Source organism: Aeromonas sp. 97A (assembly GCF_051919185.1).
Taxonomy (GTDB): Bacteria; Pseudomonadota; Gammaproteobacteria; order Enterobacterales; family Aeromonadaceae; genus Aeromonas; species Aeromonas veronii.
In genome coordinates this window covers 4,450,423-4,469,073 of the sequence record NZ_JBQBFF010000001.1, presented here as the reverse complement: position 1 = coordinate 4,469,073, position 18,651 = coordinate 4,450,423, and the positions used below count along the sequence as shown (strand labels likewise).

The following is an 18,651-nucleotide window of genomic DNA, read 5'->3' as shown; positions in this document are numbered from 1 at the left end:
GAAACAGAAGGACAGATGATGAAGTGGAAAATTGTGGCGCTGCTCGCCAGCCTGCTGGTGCTGCCCGCCCTGGCCGCCGATTACAAGACCATCGACTGGGATGTGCTCATCCCGGAAGGGGAAAAACTGCTGCCACCGCCCCAGGTCAATCACGAAGATCCCATGTCGGTGCCGCAACCGGTGGGCGGGGTAAACAAGAAGCTGGACAACCAGGATGTGCGCATTCCGGGCTTCGTGGTGCCGCTGGAAGGGGATGCCAAGAAGATCACCGCCTTCCTGCTGGTGCCCTACTTCGGCGCCTGCATCCATGTGCCGCCGCCCCCGACCAATCAGGTGATCTATGTGAGCTACCCCAAGGGTGCGCCGGTGGATGACCTGTGGGATGCCATCTGGGTGAAGGGCAAGATGCGCACGGTCAGCTCCAGCCACGAGATGGCCACCGCCTCCTATTCGATGGAAGCGGTCGAGGTGAGCGTCTACGAGGAGTAATCCTCCCGTTGCAAAAAAAGCGGCCTCCACGGAGGCCGCTTTGTTATCTTGGCATCCCGGTTGGAGTAACATTCAGCTCCAGAACCTGTGCGAATGGAGTCAGCATGGCAGACCTCCCCCCCCCCGAAAAAAGAGAGTTCGATCCTGAGCAGCCAGGAGCAGACCCTGCGTCTGGCCCGCAGTCGCGGCATCGACGGCATGCTCACCCGCAACAGCGACAGCACCTTCGAACAGCGAGCCACCTTTCGCCATCTGGCGGATCAGGCCGCTCGCCAGCGCAATCTGGAAGCCATCATGGTGATGGCCTCCCGCCACTGCGAAGAGACCGCGGCTGGCGGCGAGATGGACAGCGACTGGCTGACCCGCTTCCTGCAACTGGCGGAAGATATCAGCATGGTGCCGATGCAGCAGCTGTGGGGGCGGATCTTCGCGCTGGAAGTCGCCACGCCGGGCCGCTTCTCCATTCGGGCGCTCGCCACCCTCAAAGAGATGACCCAACGCGAGGCCCAGCTGTTCCAGCGCATCTGTTCACTGACTTGCCACTACACCGGCAGCGACGAGCAGCGACTGCTGCTGGGGCTGCACAAGGGGGCCACCCTGCTGAGCCGCGCCAAGGCAACGCGCCTCGGCCTTGGCAAATACCGACTGCCCTACAACGCCCTGCTGCAACTGTTTGAGCTGGGGCTGCTGCATCGTGCGGAGCTGGAGTCCGGCCCGCTGCCCGCCGATGGGGTCGAGCTGGAATTCGGCAACCAGCGCTGGCGGCTGCAGTGCAAGCAGAACAACATCACCCTGCTCTACTACCGCCTCACCCCGGTGGGCAACGAGCTCGCCCAGCTGCTGCAAGAGTCGCCGCTGGAGGAGTACCTGCAGGATCTGAAAACCGTGCTGGTGCAGGGTATCCAGATTGAAGTGATGCAGCTCGTCAGCGCCCCCTCCTCACCCGCTCCCGACCCTCTCCCCTGATCTCTGGCGGGGCAGCTGATGCCCCGTCGGTTCGTGGCTCCTTCGCATCAAGCTTCTGGCTCCCAGCTCATGGGCTTGACCAGAATAGGTTGCAAATTGCAGATGCCGCAAAGGCACACCCCGTCAGATCCGTTGCATATTGCAAACAGCACCGATCTTTTCCTGCCAAAACGTCACTAATAACACATCAATCATTAGCTTTTGCCAGCTGGCCCGCCCTTTGCACATGTCTTGATGCAAATCAAAATTCAACCATCACAGCTCGGGAGCAAGGCCATGAGAATCAATCAACCGGTTACCCAAAGAGAACGTCTCTATCCAGACCACCAGAGCCTGATTTCCACCACGGATCTGGAGAGCCGCATCACCTACGCCAACGATGAGTTCTGCGAGATTGCAGGCTTCTCGCTCGACGAGCTGGTGGGGGAACACCACAATCTGGTGCGCCATCCTGACATGCCGAAACAGGCCTTTGCCGATCTGTGGAACCATATCCGCGAAGGCAAGAGCTGGATGGGGCCGGTGAAAAATCGCTGCAAGAGTGGCGACCACTACTGGGTCAGCGCCTTTGTCACCCCCATCAAGGATGCCAGTGGCCGGGTGGTGGAGTATCAGTCGGTGCGCACCGCCCCGAGCGAGGAGATCAAACAGCGGGCCGAGAAGGTCTATGCCGACCTTCGCAACAACAAGCTGCCGCTGGCGCTCAAGTTGCCCACCTTCTCCCATACCCTGACCATCAACCTCTGCCTGCTGCTGAGCCTGCTCGCCATGTTTGCGCTGGGCTACAACCACGACATGAACTGGCAACTGGCGCTGGTCGCCCTGCCGCTGGCGATAGCGGCCATCACCCTGAATGCCCTCTCCCGTCGCCTCGGCAAGCTCAACAAGATGGCCCGCAGCCGCTTTGACAACCCGCTGATGCAGCTGCTCTACACCAACAAGGTGGACAACATAGCCGCCATCGAACTCTCGATGGTGATGAATCAGGCAGAGTTCAACGCCGTGCTGGCCCGCACCCAGCAGACCTGCAGCAAGATCCTGCAGGCCGCCGAGGGGGATCTGCGCAACGCCGAATCCATCACCGACAACCTGCAACAGCAGCAGGCCGAAACCAATCAGGTAGCGACCGCCGTGACCGAGATGTCGGAATCCATTCGCGAGGTGTCGCAAAGCTCGACTGACTCCTCCAGCCTGCTTGATGAAACGGCCGTGCTGTTCAAGAGCGGCAATAGTAGCGTGGCCGAAACCGTAGCTGCCGTGGCAGGCATGAACAGCGAGCTGACCACCTCCAAGAGCGTGATCAGTGCGCTGGTCGGCCACTGCCGCGATATCGACGGCATCCTTGATGTGATCAACAACATCGCCAACCAGACCAACCTGCTGGCCCTCAACGCCGCCATTGAAGCGGCCCGGGCTGGCGAAGCGGGTCGCGGCTTCTCGGTAGTGGCTGACGAGATCCGCACACTCGCCATCAAGACCCAATCCTCGACCAGCGAGATCCAGAAGATGATCACCGAGCTGCAAACCAGCGCCGGGGATGCAGAGCAGGCGATGGAGAAGGGCTGCCAACTCTCCGAAAGCTGCCAGCAAAAAGCCTCGGCGACCGGCACCATTCTCCAGCAGATCAACGATATGCTGCAGCAGGTCGCCTCCGGCAGCGGCCAGATTGCCCAGGCGGTGCAGGAGCAGTTCCACGTCACCGCCGAGATCAACCGCAACGTTCTCAGCATCAAGACCCTGGCCGATGACTCCAGCGTCGGCAGCCAGCACGCCGTGCACGGCATCACCCAGCTGGTAAACCAGTTAAGCGATCTCGACCGGCTGGTACGCCAGTTCCAGAAAGGGGCTCCGACAAGCCAGAGCCGCTACGAAGTGGCCACCACCCGCGCCGTGCCGGTTCGCCAAGCGAGATAACCACGACACAAACAATCACCGCAGACAAACCCTATGGGCCTTTGGGTCCATAGGGTTTTTTAATGCCCGCCAACAAGAGGACGATACTCCCGCTTCACCGTCCGATTTTCCCCTGCGCTGATTGACCGCTGCTGTTGAGCGACACCATCACCATCCGATGTTTATTAATTTATTGATCCTGCTCAGAAAGTTACCACCTCCCTATTCCCTACTAAGTCCCGTTCGGTAACATATCCGCTTGGCAACCCTTGTCGGAGTCAGCCATGAGCCAAGCCAGTTCCAAATCGCCGGTTAAAAGCAGCAAACTGGAGGCTGGGATTCAGGGGCGGTAGCGTGGTTTTTGCAGGCAGGAGACAAGCCCAATAGACGAAGACGGTCAGACCAAGCAGAGCGGGATAAACATGGAGCGGGCCGATCGGTAAAGCACATTTTCAGATACATTTCGCGGTAAACGTTGGGCTTCAATTCGTTCAGCACCACCTACGATTTTTAGCCTAACATACGAAATGGCACTCAATAATTTACACTCCATAAAAATAGCTTTCATTTTAAAAATTAACTATTCAATACACTCAAACCCCGTATGTTAGGAAAGTAAATGAAAAGAACAAATATTTTTTATGCGACGGTCTTTATACTTGTTTTGTTGTCTTTCTGTTTTGCCATATGGATTCATTATCTAAATGAAGGCAAAGATTTACTAAATTTTACAATATCAATTGTAGGATTTTGCATTGCATTGTTAGCCTTGTTTATTGCTGTCCGCACCTATACATCAATAGACAGTGTAAATAATATAAGCAAGATGGATGGTAACATCCTAGATAATGAAAACTATGTCACATCACTGCCAGAGATAATTAGTCAGTTTAAGTCTCAAGGTGAAAAAGATTTAGATAGAACCATATTTGACTCTATCGAGTACAAGTTAAAAAAAGAATCTCATACAGCAGTACTCTTTGCTGACACATTACAGTATATGATCGATCTAATAGTTATATTCCCTGCTGTCTTTAACGCTTCCGAAACTGACAGGGGAAGTTACAAGCAGCGTATGAACAGAATCCTAAAAAGCATAGATGAGCGGCGTGAGATTCTGTATTCCATTAGTAAAGGAAACTCCATTCAAATCACTGAATCCATAAAACTGTTTAAAGCTGTAGTTTCTTATCAAAATTTAGTTGCAGATGGCAATCTTAATATTCACGCTGATCTTCTTCATGTTCGTGGACCTATTCTTCGTAACCCAGTCACTAAAACTATCTATCACAACTACCTTGGCTTATATTACAATAAGAAAGGTATGCACTTACTTAGACAATCCCTTGCTATAGGATCGAAAGACATTCTTTCAATTGACGGTCTGAACAGTATTCAATCAAAAACAAATACTCTCTCACCACAAATTTTGGAAGAGGTAGTCATGTATTTAACCTCCGCATGCAAACAGTTTGATAGAGCCCTTGATATATCAAAGGAAGATATAATGTGGCCTAGCTTCATTAATTACAACAAGAGTAGAACATTATATTTTTTGAACTTGCTTTCAGGTTCGCATGATAGTTGGTTAGATGTTATGAATGAGACTATCAACTCTCGCTCCAGATTGAATAGATTAGTTGATGAAATTTTATCGGTAAGTAAATCAGGTGATGCTGAAGTAATTGATACACATCTGCGTACATTTTTTCTTTATCAAGAAGAGCTTGCTCGCCTAGTTAAACTAAATCTCATGATCTCAGAAAAAAACAATCAACCAAATATCTCCTCTATAATATACAGAGGTTTAGAGATCTCAAATATATCTAAAGATGACCTGAAAAAATCTTTCGTGGATATAGAAGAGTTCCCAACAATAAAATTGTATCAAGATGACATCATCAAAAAAACATACATGAAATGTGACTCAATATAAAATCATCATAGCAAACAAAAATATAATAAATCATTTGTAACCTCAACCTTAAAATAAAAGTATTACATCACGCCATTCATTTAAGTAAATGCCCCCCTTCAAAGATAGAATGGGCTAGCGACCCGAATAATATACGGTTTGATTCAATTCACCATCTAAATATAAACTATAATATTTACTCAGGAAAATACACCCTACGGGTTAATTATGCAACCAAAGTCACATACTTTATTTCATTTCACCAAGAACATTGATTTCCTAAAAGACATTTTAGCTAATGGATTCTGGCCAAGATATTGCCTTGAAGATATGCGATGGTACTCAGGAAACAATACAAGAAGTGCTTATCCAATAGTTTGTTTCTGCGATATACCACTTTCTCGTGTCGATGAACATGTGAAGTTCTATGGTAATTATGGGATCGGCGTCACTAGAGAATGGGCTAGAAAAAAACAACTATCCCCAGTGATTTACCTTAATGAAGATACACATCAACACCAATCTTTAAAAAAGATCCTATTAGGCAATTTGAAAGGCAATGGATATTATCAAGATGCCGGCAGTGACATTAACAATATAATGTCTCACATAAAGCCTATAGAGGGAGAAATGATAGTCAATGGCGAATCAATACTTAAGGAGTTTTATCAAGAAAACGAATGGCGCTATGCCATTAGTGGATTGGCAACAGAGTTAAAATCCAAGCCATGGTTGTACGAGATAGATTATAAAAACAAAACTATATTAGAGAATCAAAACTTGAAGTCAAAAGAGTATTACAGTTTAAAAATCTCACCATCAGATATAAGGTACATATTTGTCAAGTCTGATTCAGATATACCCAACATGGTTAATTTCATTCAAACTAATTTAGACTACTACCCTAGCTCAGACATTAAAATTCTATTATCGAGAATCATGTCTTTTGAAACGATAACTAGAGATATTTAAACCAATAATAAACACATCAACCAAATATTTAATTTATATTTCCGCCAAGAAAATATAAATGCCACGAACGATAAGGGCGATAGTTGGAAAAGAAATAAACATGGGGGAATTCTCCCCCTCTAATACCGATCCTCGGAATGGACAATCAACCTCAGTCGATCAACCCCCGTAGCCTTAGCGCAGCCAGCAACGCCTCCACCAGCTCCTCCACCGCTTTACCGGCATTCAGCAGATGAATTTCCGGCTGCTCGGGGGCCTCGTAGGCGGAATCGATACCGGTAAAATTCGTAATTTCCCCTGCCCGCGCTTTTTTGTAGAGCCCCTTGGGGTCGCGCTCTTCACAGATGGCGAGAGGCGCATCGACAAAGACCTCGACAAACTCCCCCTCGCTCAAGAGACTGCGCACCAGCTCCCGCTCGGCACGAAACGGCGAGATAAAGGCGGTGAGCACGATAAGGCCCGCATCCACCATCAGTTTTGCCACCTCGCCGACCCGGCGGATATTCTCCTGCCGCGCGGCATCATCGAAACCGAGATCGCCGCACAGGCCGTGGCGCACATTGTCGCCATCCAGCAGATAGGTGTGCTTGCCTTGTGCCGCCAGCGCCTGCTCCAGCGCCCCCGCCAGGGTGGATTTGCCCGCCCCCGAGAGCCCGGTAAACCAGATCACCAGCGGTTTTTGCCCTTTAAGCTCGGCCCGGCTCTGTTTGTCCACGGCATGTTTGTGCCACACGATATTGCTCATCCCACACTCCTTGCTTGGCGCTCACGCCTCAAAACTTAAACGGTCCGGCACCACGGGGAGCCGCCTCGGACTATCCGCCGACAACGTGCTGGTGCCATGGTATTGCTCACCCAACACACCCTGATTGGCGCTTACGCCTTAAAACGGAAACAGCAGGGGCACCATCACAATCACCCCGAGGCTATAGGCCAGCGAGACCGGCAGAGCCAGCTTGAGGTAGTCCGGCATCTTGTAGTTGCCCGCGGCATAGACCATCAGGTTGGTCTGGTAGCCATAGGGCAGGATAAAGCTGGAGCTCGCCCCGAACAGCACCGCCAGAATAAACGGCATGGTCGAAACATCCATGCTGAGCGCCAGCTGGTAACCCATGGGGAAGGCCAGCGCAGCGGCAGCATTATTGCTCATCAGTTCGGTCAGCACCAGCGTAAACAGATAGATACCGATAAAGGCGATGATGGGGCTGGCACCGTTGAACTCCCCCATCAGCCAGTCGGCGATAAGCTTGGCCAGTCCGCTCTTTTCCAGCTGATCGGCGATGGCGAGCGCCCCGCCCACCACCAGCCAGATATCCAGCGGGAAGCGGCGGCGGATCTCGTCCAGGGTCAGAATGCGGGTGAGCAGCAGCGCCACCAGCATCAGCAGCAACCCCTTGAACAGCGGCACCAGATCAAACACAGAGAGCGCCAACACCCCGAGAAAGCCCAGCACCACGGCAGCGCTACGCTTGCCATCGAGGCGGGTGGAGGCTTCCAGCCCGCTCACCACCACAAACTCCCGCCCCAGCGATTTGTTGCGGGCAAACTGGGGGCCAGGAGCCAGCAGCAGGGTATCACCGGCGTGCAGTTCAATCTGGCCGAGGCCGCCGGTGAGCTGGGTTTCGCCGCGGCGCACCGCCAATACCACCGCATCGAAGTGGGTGCGAAATTCGGCATCCTTGATGGTCTGACCCACCAGCCGCGAGCTGTGGCTGACGATCACCTCCACCAGATGCTGGCCGTTGAGGCGGTGCTGGCCGTAGAGATCCAGCCCCTTCATCTCCTGCAACACGCCGACGCTCTCCACATCGCCGCAAAACAGCAGCACGTCCCCTTCGTGCAGTTCATGTTCCGGCTGCACCGGGCAAATCACCTGATCGCCGCGAATGATCTCCGCCAGATAGAGGCTTTTCAGGCTGCGCAGGCCATTCTCCTTGACGCTGCGCCCCGCCAGCGGCGAACCGGCGCCCACCTTGGCTTCGAGAAAGTAGCCGGATTCGCGGCTCATCTCGGTATCCTGCTCCGGCAGGTGACGGGCAAACAGCAGCACGGCCACCAGACCGGTCAGCAGGGTGCCCGCCCCCACCATAAAGAAGTCGAACATGCCGAGCGGCGGCGCCCCCATCTTGATGAGGAAGCTGTTGACGATGAGATTGGTGGAGGTGCCGATCAGGGTCAGCACCCCGCCAAAGGTGGCCGCGAAGCACATGGGCAGCAGCAGTCGCGACGGCGCATGGTTGGGGTTGCGTTTGACCGCTCCCAGCATGGAGGCCACCACGGCGGTGTTGTTGACGAAGGCGGACAGGAAGGCGGTGGAGAACCACACCTTCACCAGCACCTTGTTGAATGAACCCGTGCCCACCAGATTGGCGAACCAGCTCATGATGCGGGTCTTCTCCACCGCCAGCGACACCAGCAGCAACAGCACCAGCGTCAGCAGGGCGCTGTTGGTGTAGCCCGCCACCACGGCGTTGATATCCGCCAGCCCGCTCAGGTAGGTGATGAGCACGGCGCCCGAGAAGAGCAGCGCCGGGCGGAGTTTGCCCTGGATCAGCAGGGCCACGAGAGCAGCCAGCAGACCCAGCACCAGGAATTGTTGCCAGGTCATGGGCTTACTCCTTGCTTGTGTCGTTACCGATGGCAAGGGCTTGCCAGTGCGGGAAGTGCTTGCGTACCAGGGCGTTGAGCTCGATTTCGAACTCGCTGTAGTGCCCTTTTACCGCTTTGGCGGCCAAGCCTTCCACTATCATGCCAGCGCCGACGGTGACGTTGGTCAGCCGGTCGATCAGGATAAAGCTGCCGGTGTCGCGGATCTCCTGATACGGGTCGAACGCCACCGGGTCGGTGAGGCTCAGCTCGCACAGGCCGATCTCGTTGAGCTTCAGCTCGCTGGCGGGCAGTTCGTCCAGCTTGTTGATCTCGATGCGGTGGCGGATGGCCTCCACCTGACCGCGACTCTTCTTGGTCGCCAGTTTGACGTCGTAGACCCGGCCCGGTTGCAGGGACTCCTCCCCCATCCAGACGATATGGGCCAGCACATTCTGGGTCACTTGCGGCCGCTTGGCCGCATCCACCAGCAAGTCGCCGCGGCTGATATCGATCTCGTCGGCGAAGGTGACCGTGATGGCCTGACCCGGCAGGGCGTACTCCAGATCCCCGTCGAAGGTGACGATGCGGGTCACTGTGCTCTCTTTGCCCGACGGCAGCACCGCCAGCTTGTCGCCCACCCGCAGGATGCCGGAGGCGAGTGTGCCCGCGAAGCCGCGAAAATCGAGGTTGGGGCGGTTCACATACTGCACCGGCAGACGCACCGGATGACGCTCCAGCTCGCGCTCAACCTCGGCGGATTCCAGCAGCGCAAGCAGGGTTTCGCCCTGATACCAGGCCAGCTTGTCGCTCTGGTTGACCACGTTGTCACCGTCCAGCGCCGAAACCGGCACGATATGGATGGTGTCGACGCTGAGCTTCTTGGCGAACTCGCGGTAGTCGGCACTGATGCGCTCGAACACCTCCTGACTGAACTCCACCAGATCCATCTTGTTGACCGCCACCACGAACTGCTTGATGCCGAGCAGGCTCGCAATAAAGCTGTGGCGGCGGGTCTGATCCAGCACCCCTTTGCGGGCATCGATCAGAATGATGGCCAGATCGCAGGTGGAGGCGCCGGTGGCCATATTGCGGGTGTACTGCTCGTGGCCCGGGGTATCCGAGATGATAAATTTGCGCTTGGCGGTAGAGAAATAGCGGTAGGCCACGTCGATGGTGATGCCCTGCTCGCGCTCCGCTTGCAGGCCGTCAACCAGCAGCGCCAAGTCCAGCTTCTCGCCGGTGGTGCCGAGCTTCTGGCTGTCGGACTCCAGCGCTTTGAGCTGATCTTCATAAATCTGCTGGGAGTCGTGCAGCAGGCGACCGATAAGGGTGCTCTTGCCGTCATCCACGCTGCCGCAGGTGAGAAAACGCAGCAGACTCTTGTGCTGCTGGGCGTGCAGGTAGGCTTCGATGCCCTGTTCGGTGATGGCGGTCTGAATATGGCTGTTCATGCTGACGACTCCTTAGAAATATCCCTGACGCTTCTTCTGCTCCATGGAGCCGGCCTGATCGTGGTCAATCAGCCGCCCTTGCCGCTCGCTCGAAGTGGTGAGCAGCATCTCTTCAATAATTTCCGGCAAGGTGGTGGCATCGGATTCGATGGCCCCGGTCAGCGGGTAGCAACCGAGGGTGCGGAAACGAACCAGCTCCTGCTTCACTTCGTCTTCTGGGCCGATGGGCATACGATCGTCATCCACCATGATCTTGATGCCGTTGCGCTCCACCACCGGACGGTAAGCGGCGAAGTAGAGCGGCACTATGTCGATCTTTTCCAGATAGATGTATTGCCAGATATCCAGCTCGGTCCAGTTGGAGAGCGGGAACACCCGGATGCTCTCCCCCTTGTTGACCTGGCTGTTGTAGACACGCCACAGCTCCGGACGCTGGTTTTTCGGATCCCAGCGGTGGGACTTGTCACGGAAGGAGTAGACCCGCTCCTTGGCGCGGGACTTCTCCTCGTCGCGACGGGCGCCACCGAAGGCGGCATCGAAGCCATATTTGTTGAGCGCCTGCTTGAGCGCCTCGGTCTTCATGATGTCGGTGTGCTTGCCACTGCCGTGCACAAAGGGGTTGATACCCATGGCGAGCCCCTCCGGGTTCTTGTGGACGATAAGATCCAGCCCGTACTTTTTGGCGGTCTCATCGCGGAACTTGATCATCTCCTTGAACTTCCAGTCGGTATCGACGTGGAGCAAGGGGAACGGGATCTTGCCCGGATAGAAGGCCTTGCGGGCCAGATGCAGCATGACGGAGGAGTCCTTGCCGATGGAGTACATCATCACCGGGTTTTCAAATTCGGCAGCCACCTCGCGGATGATATGGATGCTCTCGGCTTCCAGCTGCTGCAAGTGCGTCAATCTTTCACGGTCCATGTTGGTCCTCGGGTCATTGCTTATGCGCCTGCTCAAGGCGCTGGGTGGTTCAGTGCGCGGCCGCGCTGGCAGCCGCATCAAATATCTCTTTCTCGGTCAGGCCAGCTGCACCAGCTTGAGGTCGCAGCCATCGAGATCCGGGTTAGCGCGCTGCTGCTCGCCGCCCTGCTCTCCAAACCAGGCCAGCCGATCGCGCAGGGCGACCACTTCGCCGATGACGATAAGCGACGGGCTCACCGCCTGTTTGGCCAGCTCGGCCAGATCAGCCAAGGTGCCGGTCAGCACCCGCTGGCGGGATGTGGTGCCGCGCTCGATGATGGCGATGGGGGTGGCTTGGCTTCGGCCGTGATCCACCAGCTGCTGCTGGATATGCTCGGAGCGCATCAGGCCCATGTAGATGACCAGAGTCTGACTGGTGGCGGCGAGCTGCTGCCAGTCGGGCTCCTTGCCCTCTTTCTGGCAGTGGCCGGTAATAAAGACGGCGCTCTGGGCGTAATCACGGTGAGTGAGCGGAATGCCGGCATAGGCGGTGGCCCCGGCGGCGGCCGTGATGCCGGGCACCACCGAGAAGGGAATGCCTTCGTCGGCCAGCACTTCCAGCTCCTCGCCACCCCGGCCAAACATAAAGGGATCGCCCCCTTTCAGTCGCACCACCCGATTGCCCGCCTTGGCGTATTCCACCAGCAGGCGATTGGTCTCCTCCTGCGGCACGCTGTGGGCGCCCGCCTTCTTGCCGACCGACACCAGAGTGGCGTCGCGGCGCACCAGATCGAGGATCTCGGCGGAGACCAGCTGGTCGTAGAGCACCACTTCGGCCTGTTGAATCTGTTGCAGCGCCTTGAGGGTCAAGAGGCCCGGATCGCCGGGGCCCGCCCCAACCAATACCACCTCGCCCACTTCGCTTTTCGCCTGGTCGAGGCCATCGCTCAGCCACTGCTCGGCACCTTGCCAATCCTCTTTCTCAATCAGGCTAGCGAGGGTGTTGGAGGCAAAGGCGCGCTCCCAGAAACGGCGGCGATCGGAAATGGAAGAGAGCACCCGCTTGGCCTTGTCACGGACCCGGCCGGAGAGCTCGGTCAGCCCGCCAAGATGGCGCGGCAGCAGGCTCTCCAGCCGCTCGCGCAGCAGGCGCACCAGCACCGGCGCCTTGCCGCCGCTGGAGACCGCCACCATCAGCGGCGAGCGATCGATGATCGAGGGGAAGATAAAGCTGGAGCGCTTGGGGTCATCCACCACGTTGACGAACAGACCCAGCTGGTTGGCACTTTGATAAACCAGCGCGTTGACTTCGAGGTTATCGGTCGCCGCCACCACCAAAATCTGGCCAGCCAGATGGGCCGGGGTGAAGCGCTCGGCAAGATGGGTAAAACGACCGGTGAATTCCGCAAATTCCGGTTCAAGCTCCGGGGAGACCAAGGTCAGCCGGGCACCGGCCGCCAGCAGCAGGCGCGCCTTGCGCAGGGCAACCTCGCCCCCGCCCACCAGCAGTACCGGGCGGCCTTCCAACTTGGCAAACATAGGTAAATAATCCATTTCGGCCCATCCCTCGGAACACGACTAATATGGGGCGACTATAGGCAGGGCAGCTTATCCCTCAAAATAATAAAAAATGCTTTTTAATGCGTTTTGGTAATTAGCAAAGCCAATTCATGACAAAGGCGTACAAAGTCACTTGTGGTACCTGACGCCAGACCATAGGCTAGGGACTGTGTTTCATAAGGAGCTAAATGATGAATGAATCATTGATTGTGCTAGGGATTTTTGTGTTCCTGGTGCTCGCCACCCTGAGCGCGGGCATCAAGATAGTGCCCCAGGGCTACAACTGGACGGTGGAGCGCTTCGGCCGCTACACCCGCACTCTGACCCCGGGTCTCAACCTGCTGATCCCCTACGTGGATCGGGTCGGCCACAAGATCATCATGATGGAGCAGGTGCTGGACATCCCGGCACAAGAGGTGATCTCCCGCGACAATGCCAACGTCACCATCGACGCCATCAGCTTTGTGCAGGTGGTGGATGCCCGCAAAGCGGGCTACGAGGTCAACGATCTCACCAGTGCCATCCGCAATCTCACCATGACCAATATGCGGACCGTGCTCGGCGCCATGGAGCTGGACGAGATGCTCTCCCAGCGCGACACCATCAACGAGAAACTGCTGCGCACCATGGATGCCGCCACCGCCCCCTGGGGCATCAAGGTGACCCGCATCGAGATTAAAGATGTGCGCCCGCCGCTGGCACTGGTCGAGGCGATGAACGCCCAGATGAAGGCCGAGCGCCAAAAACGGGCCGAGGTACTGGAGGCCGAAGGGGTGCGCCAGTCCAAGATCCTGAAAGCGGAAGGCGAGAAGCAGTCCCAGATCCTCAAAGCCGAAGGTGAGCGCCAGGCCGCCTTCCTCGCCGCCGAAGCGCGGGAGCGGGCTGCCGAGGCGGAAGCCAAGGCGACCCATATGGTTTCCCAGGCGATTGCGGAAGGAGACCTGCAGGCCATCAACTACTTCGTGGCCCAGAAATATACCGAGGCACTGGCCCGCATCGGTGAAGGCCCAAACAGCAAGATCATCATGATGCCGCTGGAAGCGGGCAGCCTGATTGGCTCGGTGGCTGGTATGGCCGAGCTGTTCAACAAAGATGGCAAGGGCAGCAAGTCATGACAGCCCTGTTAGAGGGGCTGACCCACTGGCACTGGCTGGGGCTCGGCTTCATTCTGCTGGCCATCGAGGTGCTCGGCTCGGTGGGCTTTTTGCTCTGGACCGGCATCGCCGCGCTGGAAGTGGGGCTACTGCTGCTGATCTGGCCCTTTGGCTGGCAGGCGCAGTTGCTGCTGTTTGCGGTGCAATCCCTGCTCACCACCTGGGCCTGGTGGCGCTGGCAGCACCAGCGCGACAACTCGGGTCAGGATGCCGCCAGCACCATCAACGAGCGGATGCAGAGCTATATGGGCCGCGAGCTGACCCTGCTGGATGATGTCGCCCAGGGCACCAGCCGGGTACATCTGGACGACACGGTCTGGACAGTCCGTTGCGACGAGTCGCTGCCTGCGGGCAGCAAGGTCAGGGTGGTGGGGGCCGACTCCCACATCCTGCTGGTTGAACCCCGCAACTGACGCAACTCTGCCATCGAGTGATGAAAAAGCCCGCGATCGCTCGCGGGCTTTTGTCTCTCTGGCTGCCACTCAAGTACGCAGCCGATCGAGCTGACTGGCCAGCGCCGTGGCCGCTTGCTCCAGCGCTTCGCTCAGCTGATGGCTGGAGCTGGCCTCCTGCCCAATCACGTTGGCGGTATCGCCAATGCGCATCAAATTCTTGTTGATATCGTCACTGACGGCGCTCTGCTGCTCGGCGGCGGTAGCCACCTGACTGATGTGGTCGTGGATCTGCTGGATCTGGGCCACCACCCGATTGAGCGCCTCGAACGCCTGCTCGGTACCCTGCACCGTGGTGGTGGAACGCTCGATGCCGGTATTCATCAGACGTTGACTGCTGCTCACCTCTGTTTGCAGGCTACCAATCAGCTGGCCGATCTCGTCGGTCGATTCACGGGTCTTGTTGGCCAGCGCCCGTACCTCATCCGCCACCACCGCAAAGCCGCGGCCCATGTCCCCTGCCCGCGCCGCTTCGATGGCGGCGTTGAGGGCCAGCAGATTGGTCTGCTCGGCAATGGCGCGGATCACATCGAGGATCCGGCTGATATTGGTGCTGCGCTGGGCCACCAGCGCCACCGCCTTGTCCGCCTCATGCATATCGCCGACCAGAGTATGGATCTCGTTGCGGGCATTGCTGAGGGTCTGCTGGGCGGTATTGATGTGGTGGGTCGCCGCTTCCGACTCCTGCGCCGCCTGCTCGGCATAACCTGCCACGCTGACTGCCGTGGTGCTCATCTGATGCATGGCGCTTACCACGCTCTCCAGCTCCAGATTCTGCTCGTCCAGACTACTGCGCATGGTGTCGGCGGTATGTTTCATCTCCCGCGCCTGCTGGTAGACCTGCTGACCGATCCCCTTGCTCATTTGCACCATGCCCCGCAGCTTGCCGAGGAAGGCATTGAGCTGGGAACCCAGATCGATCAGCTCCTGATGGGTGTCGATCTCCATCTGCTGGGTCAGGTCCCCCTCGTTGCTGGAGAGATGGCCCACATGGCGGCTGATAAGGGAAAGCGGCGCTGTGATGGTCTGGATAAACCAGACCAGCAGCCCCAGCACCAACAGGGTGATACCGCCCATGGCGATGATCTGCTGCCGCTGGCCATCCACCAGCAGGGCACCCAGTTCATTGCTGATGGCGTGCGCCTTGCTCAGCGCCAGCGCCTTGGGCACCTTGATCATCAACCACCACTGGGTATTGGCAGCCTCAACCCGAATGGGCTGATGAAGAATGAAGTCACTGTCGCTGCTGACCGGCTGACCGTCAGGCAGGGTCAGGCCCACCTCCTTGAGTGGACGGCCCAGCTTGTCGGCATAGCGGTTGCTGCCCACAATCAGCCCCATCTTGCTGACCAGAGTCACATCCGCCTTGTTGTCATAGAGGCTCTTGCCAAGGTTTTCAGCCAGTTGCTGGAAGATGGGCAGGTTCATATCCACCCCGGCCAGCCCGACAAACTTGCCGTCACGCAGCACGGGCACCGTCAGGCTGGTCATCAGCATCTTGTTGCCCGGGCTGATTTCGTAGAGGTAGGGCTCCATCAGGCAGGGCTGGCGGGTATCGCGGCCACAGAGATACCACTCGCTGTTGCGAATGCCGAACTCGTTGAGAGAGGTATCAAACTTGGCCTCGCTGGCAGCGGCGTCCACCGCTTGCTGAGCGACGGCCCCTCCCTGATCCTTGGTGAAATAGACCTCCAGACTCCCCTTGCCTGCCACCGAGTGGCTGGCTCCGCCCAGCCAGTTGCCATCCTCGCCATCATAGCCATCCGGTTCAAACTGGGCATAAATGGAGCTGATCCCGCTCGCCTGCTGCAGGCTGCTGCCGAGCAGAGACTCCACTTGGGGCCGCGACAACCGCAGTTCCGGCTTGGCCATACCGGCTTCAATCTGGGCGGTCACGGTCAGGGGGATCTGATAGGAGTTCTGCATCAGCGAGGCAATCTGGATGGCATAGCGCTCTGCCTGATACTGCAGGCTGCGGGAGACCTCCTCTTCCAGTGCATCGCTGGTCTGGGTCATCACCATGTTGCGAAGGGAACTGAACGAGGCCGATTGCAACAGGGTCATGGCCAGCCCGGTCAGCAGAAACAGCCCCATGGTAAGGCACAACAGCTTGAACTTGAGGGAACGTTGCTTCATGCGACAACTCCTTATGGCAGAATAACAACGAATTACTTGAGTATATTCGCCCACTTGCGCTTCACCCGATTTGTTGATGGGTTTGTGGCAGGCTTCTGGTTATAATTTTTGCCTTCCCGAGCGTTGATGGAACAGTCGCAATGAGCAATGCACTGAGCAGTGTCCCGCCGGTAGTCGCGATGGACTACCCCTTTCCGGCCAAACCTCTTCCCCTGAGTGCCGAGCAGAGAACGACCTTGACCACAGAAATCAAGGCGCTGCTCAAGGAGCGCAAGGCGGTACTGGTTGCCCACTACTACACGGATCCCGAGATCCAGGCGCTGGCCGAAGCCACCGGCGGTTTCGTCGGTGACTCGCTGGAGATGGCCCGCTTTGGCCGCGATCACGAGGCGCAAACCCTGATCGTCGCCGGGGTGCGCTTTATGGGGGAAACCTCCAAGATCCTGAGCCCCCACAAGCGGGTGCTGATGCCGACTCTGGAGGCCGAATGCTCCCTCGATCTGGGCTGTCCCATCGAACAGTTCTCCGCCTTCTGCGATGCCAATCCCGACCATACCGTTGTGGTCTATGCCAATACCTCGGCCGCCGTTAAAGCACGGGCTGACTGGGTGGTGACCTCCAGCATCGCACTCGAGATCGTCGAACACCTCGACAGTCTGGGTCACAAGATCATCTGGGGCCCGGATCGCCATCTGGGCGCCTATATCGAGAAGAAGACCGGGGCGCAGATGCTGCGCTGGCAAGGCCACTGCATCGTCCACGACGAGTTCAAGGCCCGTGCCCTGCGCGAGCTGAAAGAGCAGAATCCGGACGCCGCCGTGCTGGTTCATCCGGAATCCCCCGCCTCGGTGATCGAGCTGGCCGATGCGGTGGGCTCCACCAGTCAGCTGATCAAGGCGGCCAAAGAGCTGCCCCAGCAGAAGCTGATCGTGGCGACCGATCGGGGCATCTTCTACAAGATGCAGCAGGCCTGTCCGGAGAAAGAGATGGTGGAAGCACCGACCGGTGGCGATGGCGCTACCTGCCGCAGCTGCGCCCACTGCCCCTGGATGGCGATGAACGGTCTGGTGGCGATCAAGGAGGCCCTCACCGATGGTGCCGAGCGCCACGAGATCCATGTCGATGAAGCGCTGCGGGTAAAGGCCCTCATCCCGCTCGACCGGATGCTCAATTTCGCCGCCGAACTCAAGCTCAAGACCCAGGGCAACGCCTGATTGCCACCGTCATGAGATGCAAAGAGGGCTCCCGCGGGAGCCCTCTTTATTTATCTGAACCTCATCCAACTCAGATGATCACGGTGGAGAGGCTGTGCTCTTCATCCGGCGCAACGGTCACACCCGCCTCGCCAGCGATGGCTGCTTCGACGCAGAGCATGGTGCGATAGCCATCGTCGCTCATGTCTGCCATGGCGGTGGCCCCTTCCAGCCAGGGGGTCCAGACCACCACGCTGTCGTGGTTGCCACTGACAACCCGGGTCTCGCGCTCACCATCCTGCACCTTCACCAGCGCCTCTGGCTGCCAGTAGACCCGATCCAGCGGCCCGCTCAGGGTCAATGCACCCTGCTGCTTGGCATCCTGTCCGGTCAGCTTGTCGGCATAGGGCTCACCCAGACCGCTCACGCTCACCACCTCCGGTGCGCTGATCTGCAAATAGGTGTGCAGCGCACCACTATAAGTCAGCGGCTGGCTACCGATGTTGCGAGTGGTCAGCACCAGCGAGAGCTCTTTGCCCACCAGCACATCCAGCTCCAGTTCGAAGGGGTGATCCCACAGGGCACGGGTCGCATCGCTGTCGCGCAGGGAGAGATGAACGAGCGTGCCGTCAGCGTGATCTGAGACCCCGTCCAGCATCCAGAGGGTGGTACGGGCAAAACCGTGGGAGGGCTTGCCGCTACCGACGCGGGCGGGCGCCGGGCCAAACCAGGGCCAGCAGATCGGGATACCACCGCGAACAGGCTTGCTGCCATCCAGCACCGCCTTGTCACTCAGCCAGATGGAGGCCGGCTCGCCATGACGCTGATAGCTCAGCACATGGGCGCCAAACAGACTGATCTCAGCCTTGGCATAGTCGTTGTTGATGGTGAGAACCGGCAGACCGGCCGCATTGTTGGCAAGCTTGCAATTGGCTGTCAGGGGACGAATGGATTGCATGTGGACTCCTGTCATCAGGGAAA

The 18,651-nt window shown here is 57.3% G+C and carries 14 protein-coding genes and 1 pseudogene; 8 read left to right on the top strand and 7 right to left on the bottom strand.

Going from position 1 to position 18,651, the window contains the following annotated elements; all coding sequences use genetic code 11:
* The first annotated feature begins 15 nt into the window (after nucleotides 1-15).
* The 5 genes and pseudogenes from ACTG27_RS20570 (at nucleotide 16) to ACTG27_RS20550 (ending at nucleotide 6,235) form a co-directional block, all read left to right on the top strand.
* Nucleotides 16-489, top strand: coding sequence for a DUF3299 domain-containing protein (locus ACTG27_RS20570; protein ID WP_026034852.1), 474 nt, complete (start codon nucleotides 16-18; stop codon nucleotides 487-489).
* Between the two features lie 104 nt (nucleotides 490-593).
* A pseudogene (locus tag ACTG27_RS20565) lies at nucleotides 594-1,455 on the top strand (TIGR03899 family protein).
* Nucleotides 1,456-1,731: 276 nt separating this feature from the next.
* Nucleotides 1,732-3,369 (top strand): methyl-accepting chemotaxis protein, encoded by a 1,638-nt coding sequence (locus ACTG27_RS20560; protein ID WP_040068272.1) that lies wholly within the window; start codon nucleotides 1,732-1,734, stop codon nucleotides 3,367-3,369.
* A gap of 598 nt (nucleotides 3,370-3,967) precedes the next feature.
* On the top strand, nucleotides 3,968-5,284 hold the full coding sequence (locus ACTG27_RS20555) for a hypothetical protein (protein ID WP_439980314.1): 1,317 nt from the start codon (nucleotides 3,968-3,970) through the stop codon (nucleotides 5,282-5,284).
* Between the two features lie 207 nt (nucleotides 5,285-5,491).
* Nucleotides 5,492-6,235, top strand: a complete 744-nt coding sequence (locus ACTG27_RS20550; RefSeq protein WP_064341693.1) for an abortive infection system antitoxin AbiGi family protein — start codon at nucleotides 5,492-5,494, stop codon at nucleotides 6,233-6,235.
* 151 nt (nucleotides 6,236-6,386) lie between these two features.
* Here ACTG27_RS20550 and cysC read toward each other — a convergent pair whose 3' ends face one another.
* The 5 genes from cysC to cysG form a co-directional block, all read right to left on the bottom strand.
* A complete protein-coding gene (cysC, locus tag ACTG27_RS20545) occupies nucleotides 6,387-6,980 on the bottom strand; it encodes an adenylyl-sulfate kinase (protein WP_439980311.1) in 594 nt (197 codons plus the stop codon).
* Nucleotides 6,981-7,118: 138 nt separating this feature from the next.
* Nucleotides 7,119-8,843, bottom strand: a complete 1,725-nt coding sequence (locus tag ACTG27_RS20540) for an SLC13 family permease (RefSeq protein ID WP_040068267.1) — start codon at nucleotides 8,841-8,843, stop codon at nucleotides 7,119-7,121.
* 4 nt (nucleotides 8,844-8,847) lie between these two features.
* Nucleotides 8,848-10,275, bottom strand: a complete 1,428-nt coding sequence (cysN, locus tag ACTG27_RS20535; RefSeq protein ID WP_042079975.1) for a sulfate adenylyltransferase subunit CysN — start codon at nucleotides 10,273-10,275, stop codon at nucleotides 8,848-8,850.
* Between the two features lie 12 nt (nucleotides 10,276-10,287).
* Complete coding sequence (gene cysD, locus ACTG27_RS20530) at nucleotides 10,288-11,220, bottom strand: sulfate adenylyltransferase subunit CysD (protein WP_330125379.1); 933 nt, start codon at nucleotides 11,218-11,220, stop codon at nucleotides 10,288-10,290.
* Between the two features lie 72 nt (nucleotides 11,221-11,292).
* The gene (cysG, locus tag ACTG27_RS20525; RefSeq protein ID WP_160882011.1) at nucleotides 11,293-12,729 is read right to left on the bottom strand and encodes a siroheme synthase CysG; all 1,437 of its coding nucleotides are present in this window, start codon (nucleotides 12,727-12,729) and stop codon (nucleotides 11,293-11,295) included.
* A 197-nt stretch (nucleotides 12,730-12,926) separates the two neighbouring features.
* On the opposite strand from cysG, the gene ACTG27_RS20520 reads away from it, so the two are divergent.
* The gene (locus ACTG27_RS20520; protein ID WP_005335703.1) at nucleotides 12,927-13,850 is read left to right on the top strand and encodes an SPFH domain-containing protein; all 924 of its coding nucleotides are present in this window, start codon (nucleotides 12,927-12,929) and stop codon (nucleotides 13,848-13,850) included.
* Complete coding sequence (locus ACTG27_RS20515) at nucleotides 13,847-14,302, top strand: NfeD family protein (RefSeq protein WP_005354718.1); 456 nt, start codon at nucleotides 13,847-13,849, stop codon at nucleotides 14,300-14,302. Before ACTG27_RS20520 ends, ACTG27_RS20515 begins: the two co-directional genes overlap by 4 nt.
* Nucleotides 14,303-14,371: 69 nt before the next feature.
* Here ACTG27_RS20515 and ACTG27_RS20510 read toward each other — a convergent pair whose 3' ends face one another.
* A complete protein-coding gene (locus ACTG27_RS20510; RefSeq protein WP_439980308.1) occupies nucleotides 14,372-16,477 on the bottom strand; it encodes a methyl-accepting chemotaxis protein in 2,106 nt (701 codons plus the stop codon).
* Between the two features lie 140 nt (nucleotides 16,478-16,617).
* On the opposite strand from ACTG27_RS20510, the gene nadA reads away from it, so the two are divergent.
* Nucleotides 16,618-17,691, top strand: a complete 1,074-nt coding sequence (nadA, locus tag ACTG27_RS20505; RefSeq protein ID WP_005343233.1) for a quinolinate synthase NadA — start codon at nucleotides 16,618-16,620, stop codon at nucleotides 17,689-17,691.
* Nucleotides 17,692-17,761: 70 nt separating this feature from the next.
* On the opposite strand, the gene ACTG27_RS20500 is transcribed toward nadA, so the two are convergent.
* Nucleotides 17,762-18,628, bottom strand: coding sequence for a D-hexose-6-phosphate mutarotase (locus tag ACTG27_RS20500; protein ID WP_439980306.1), 867 nt, complete (start codon nucleotides 18,626-18,628; stop codon nucleotides 17,762-17,764).
* Between the last annotated feature and the right edge of the window lie 23 nt (nucleotides 18,629-18,651).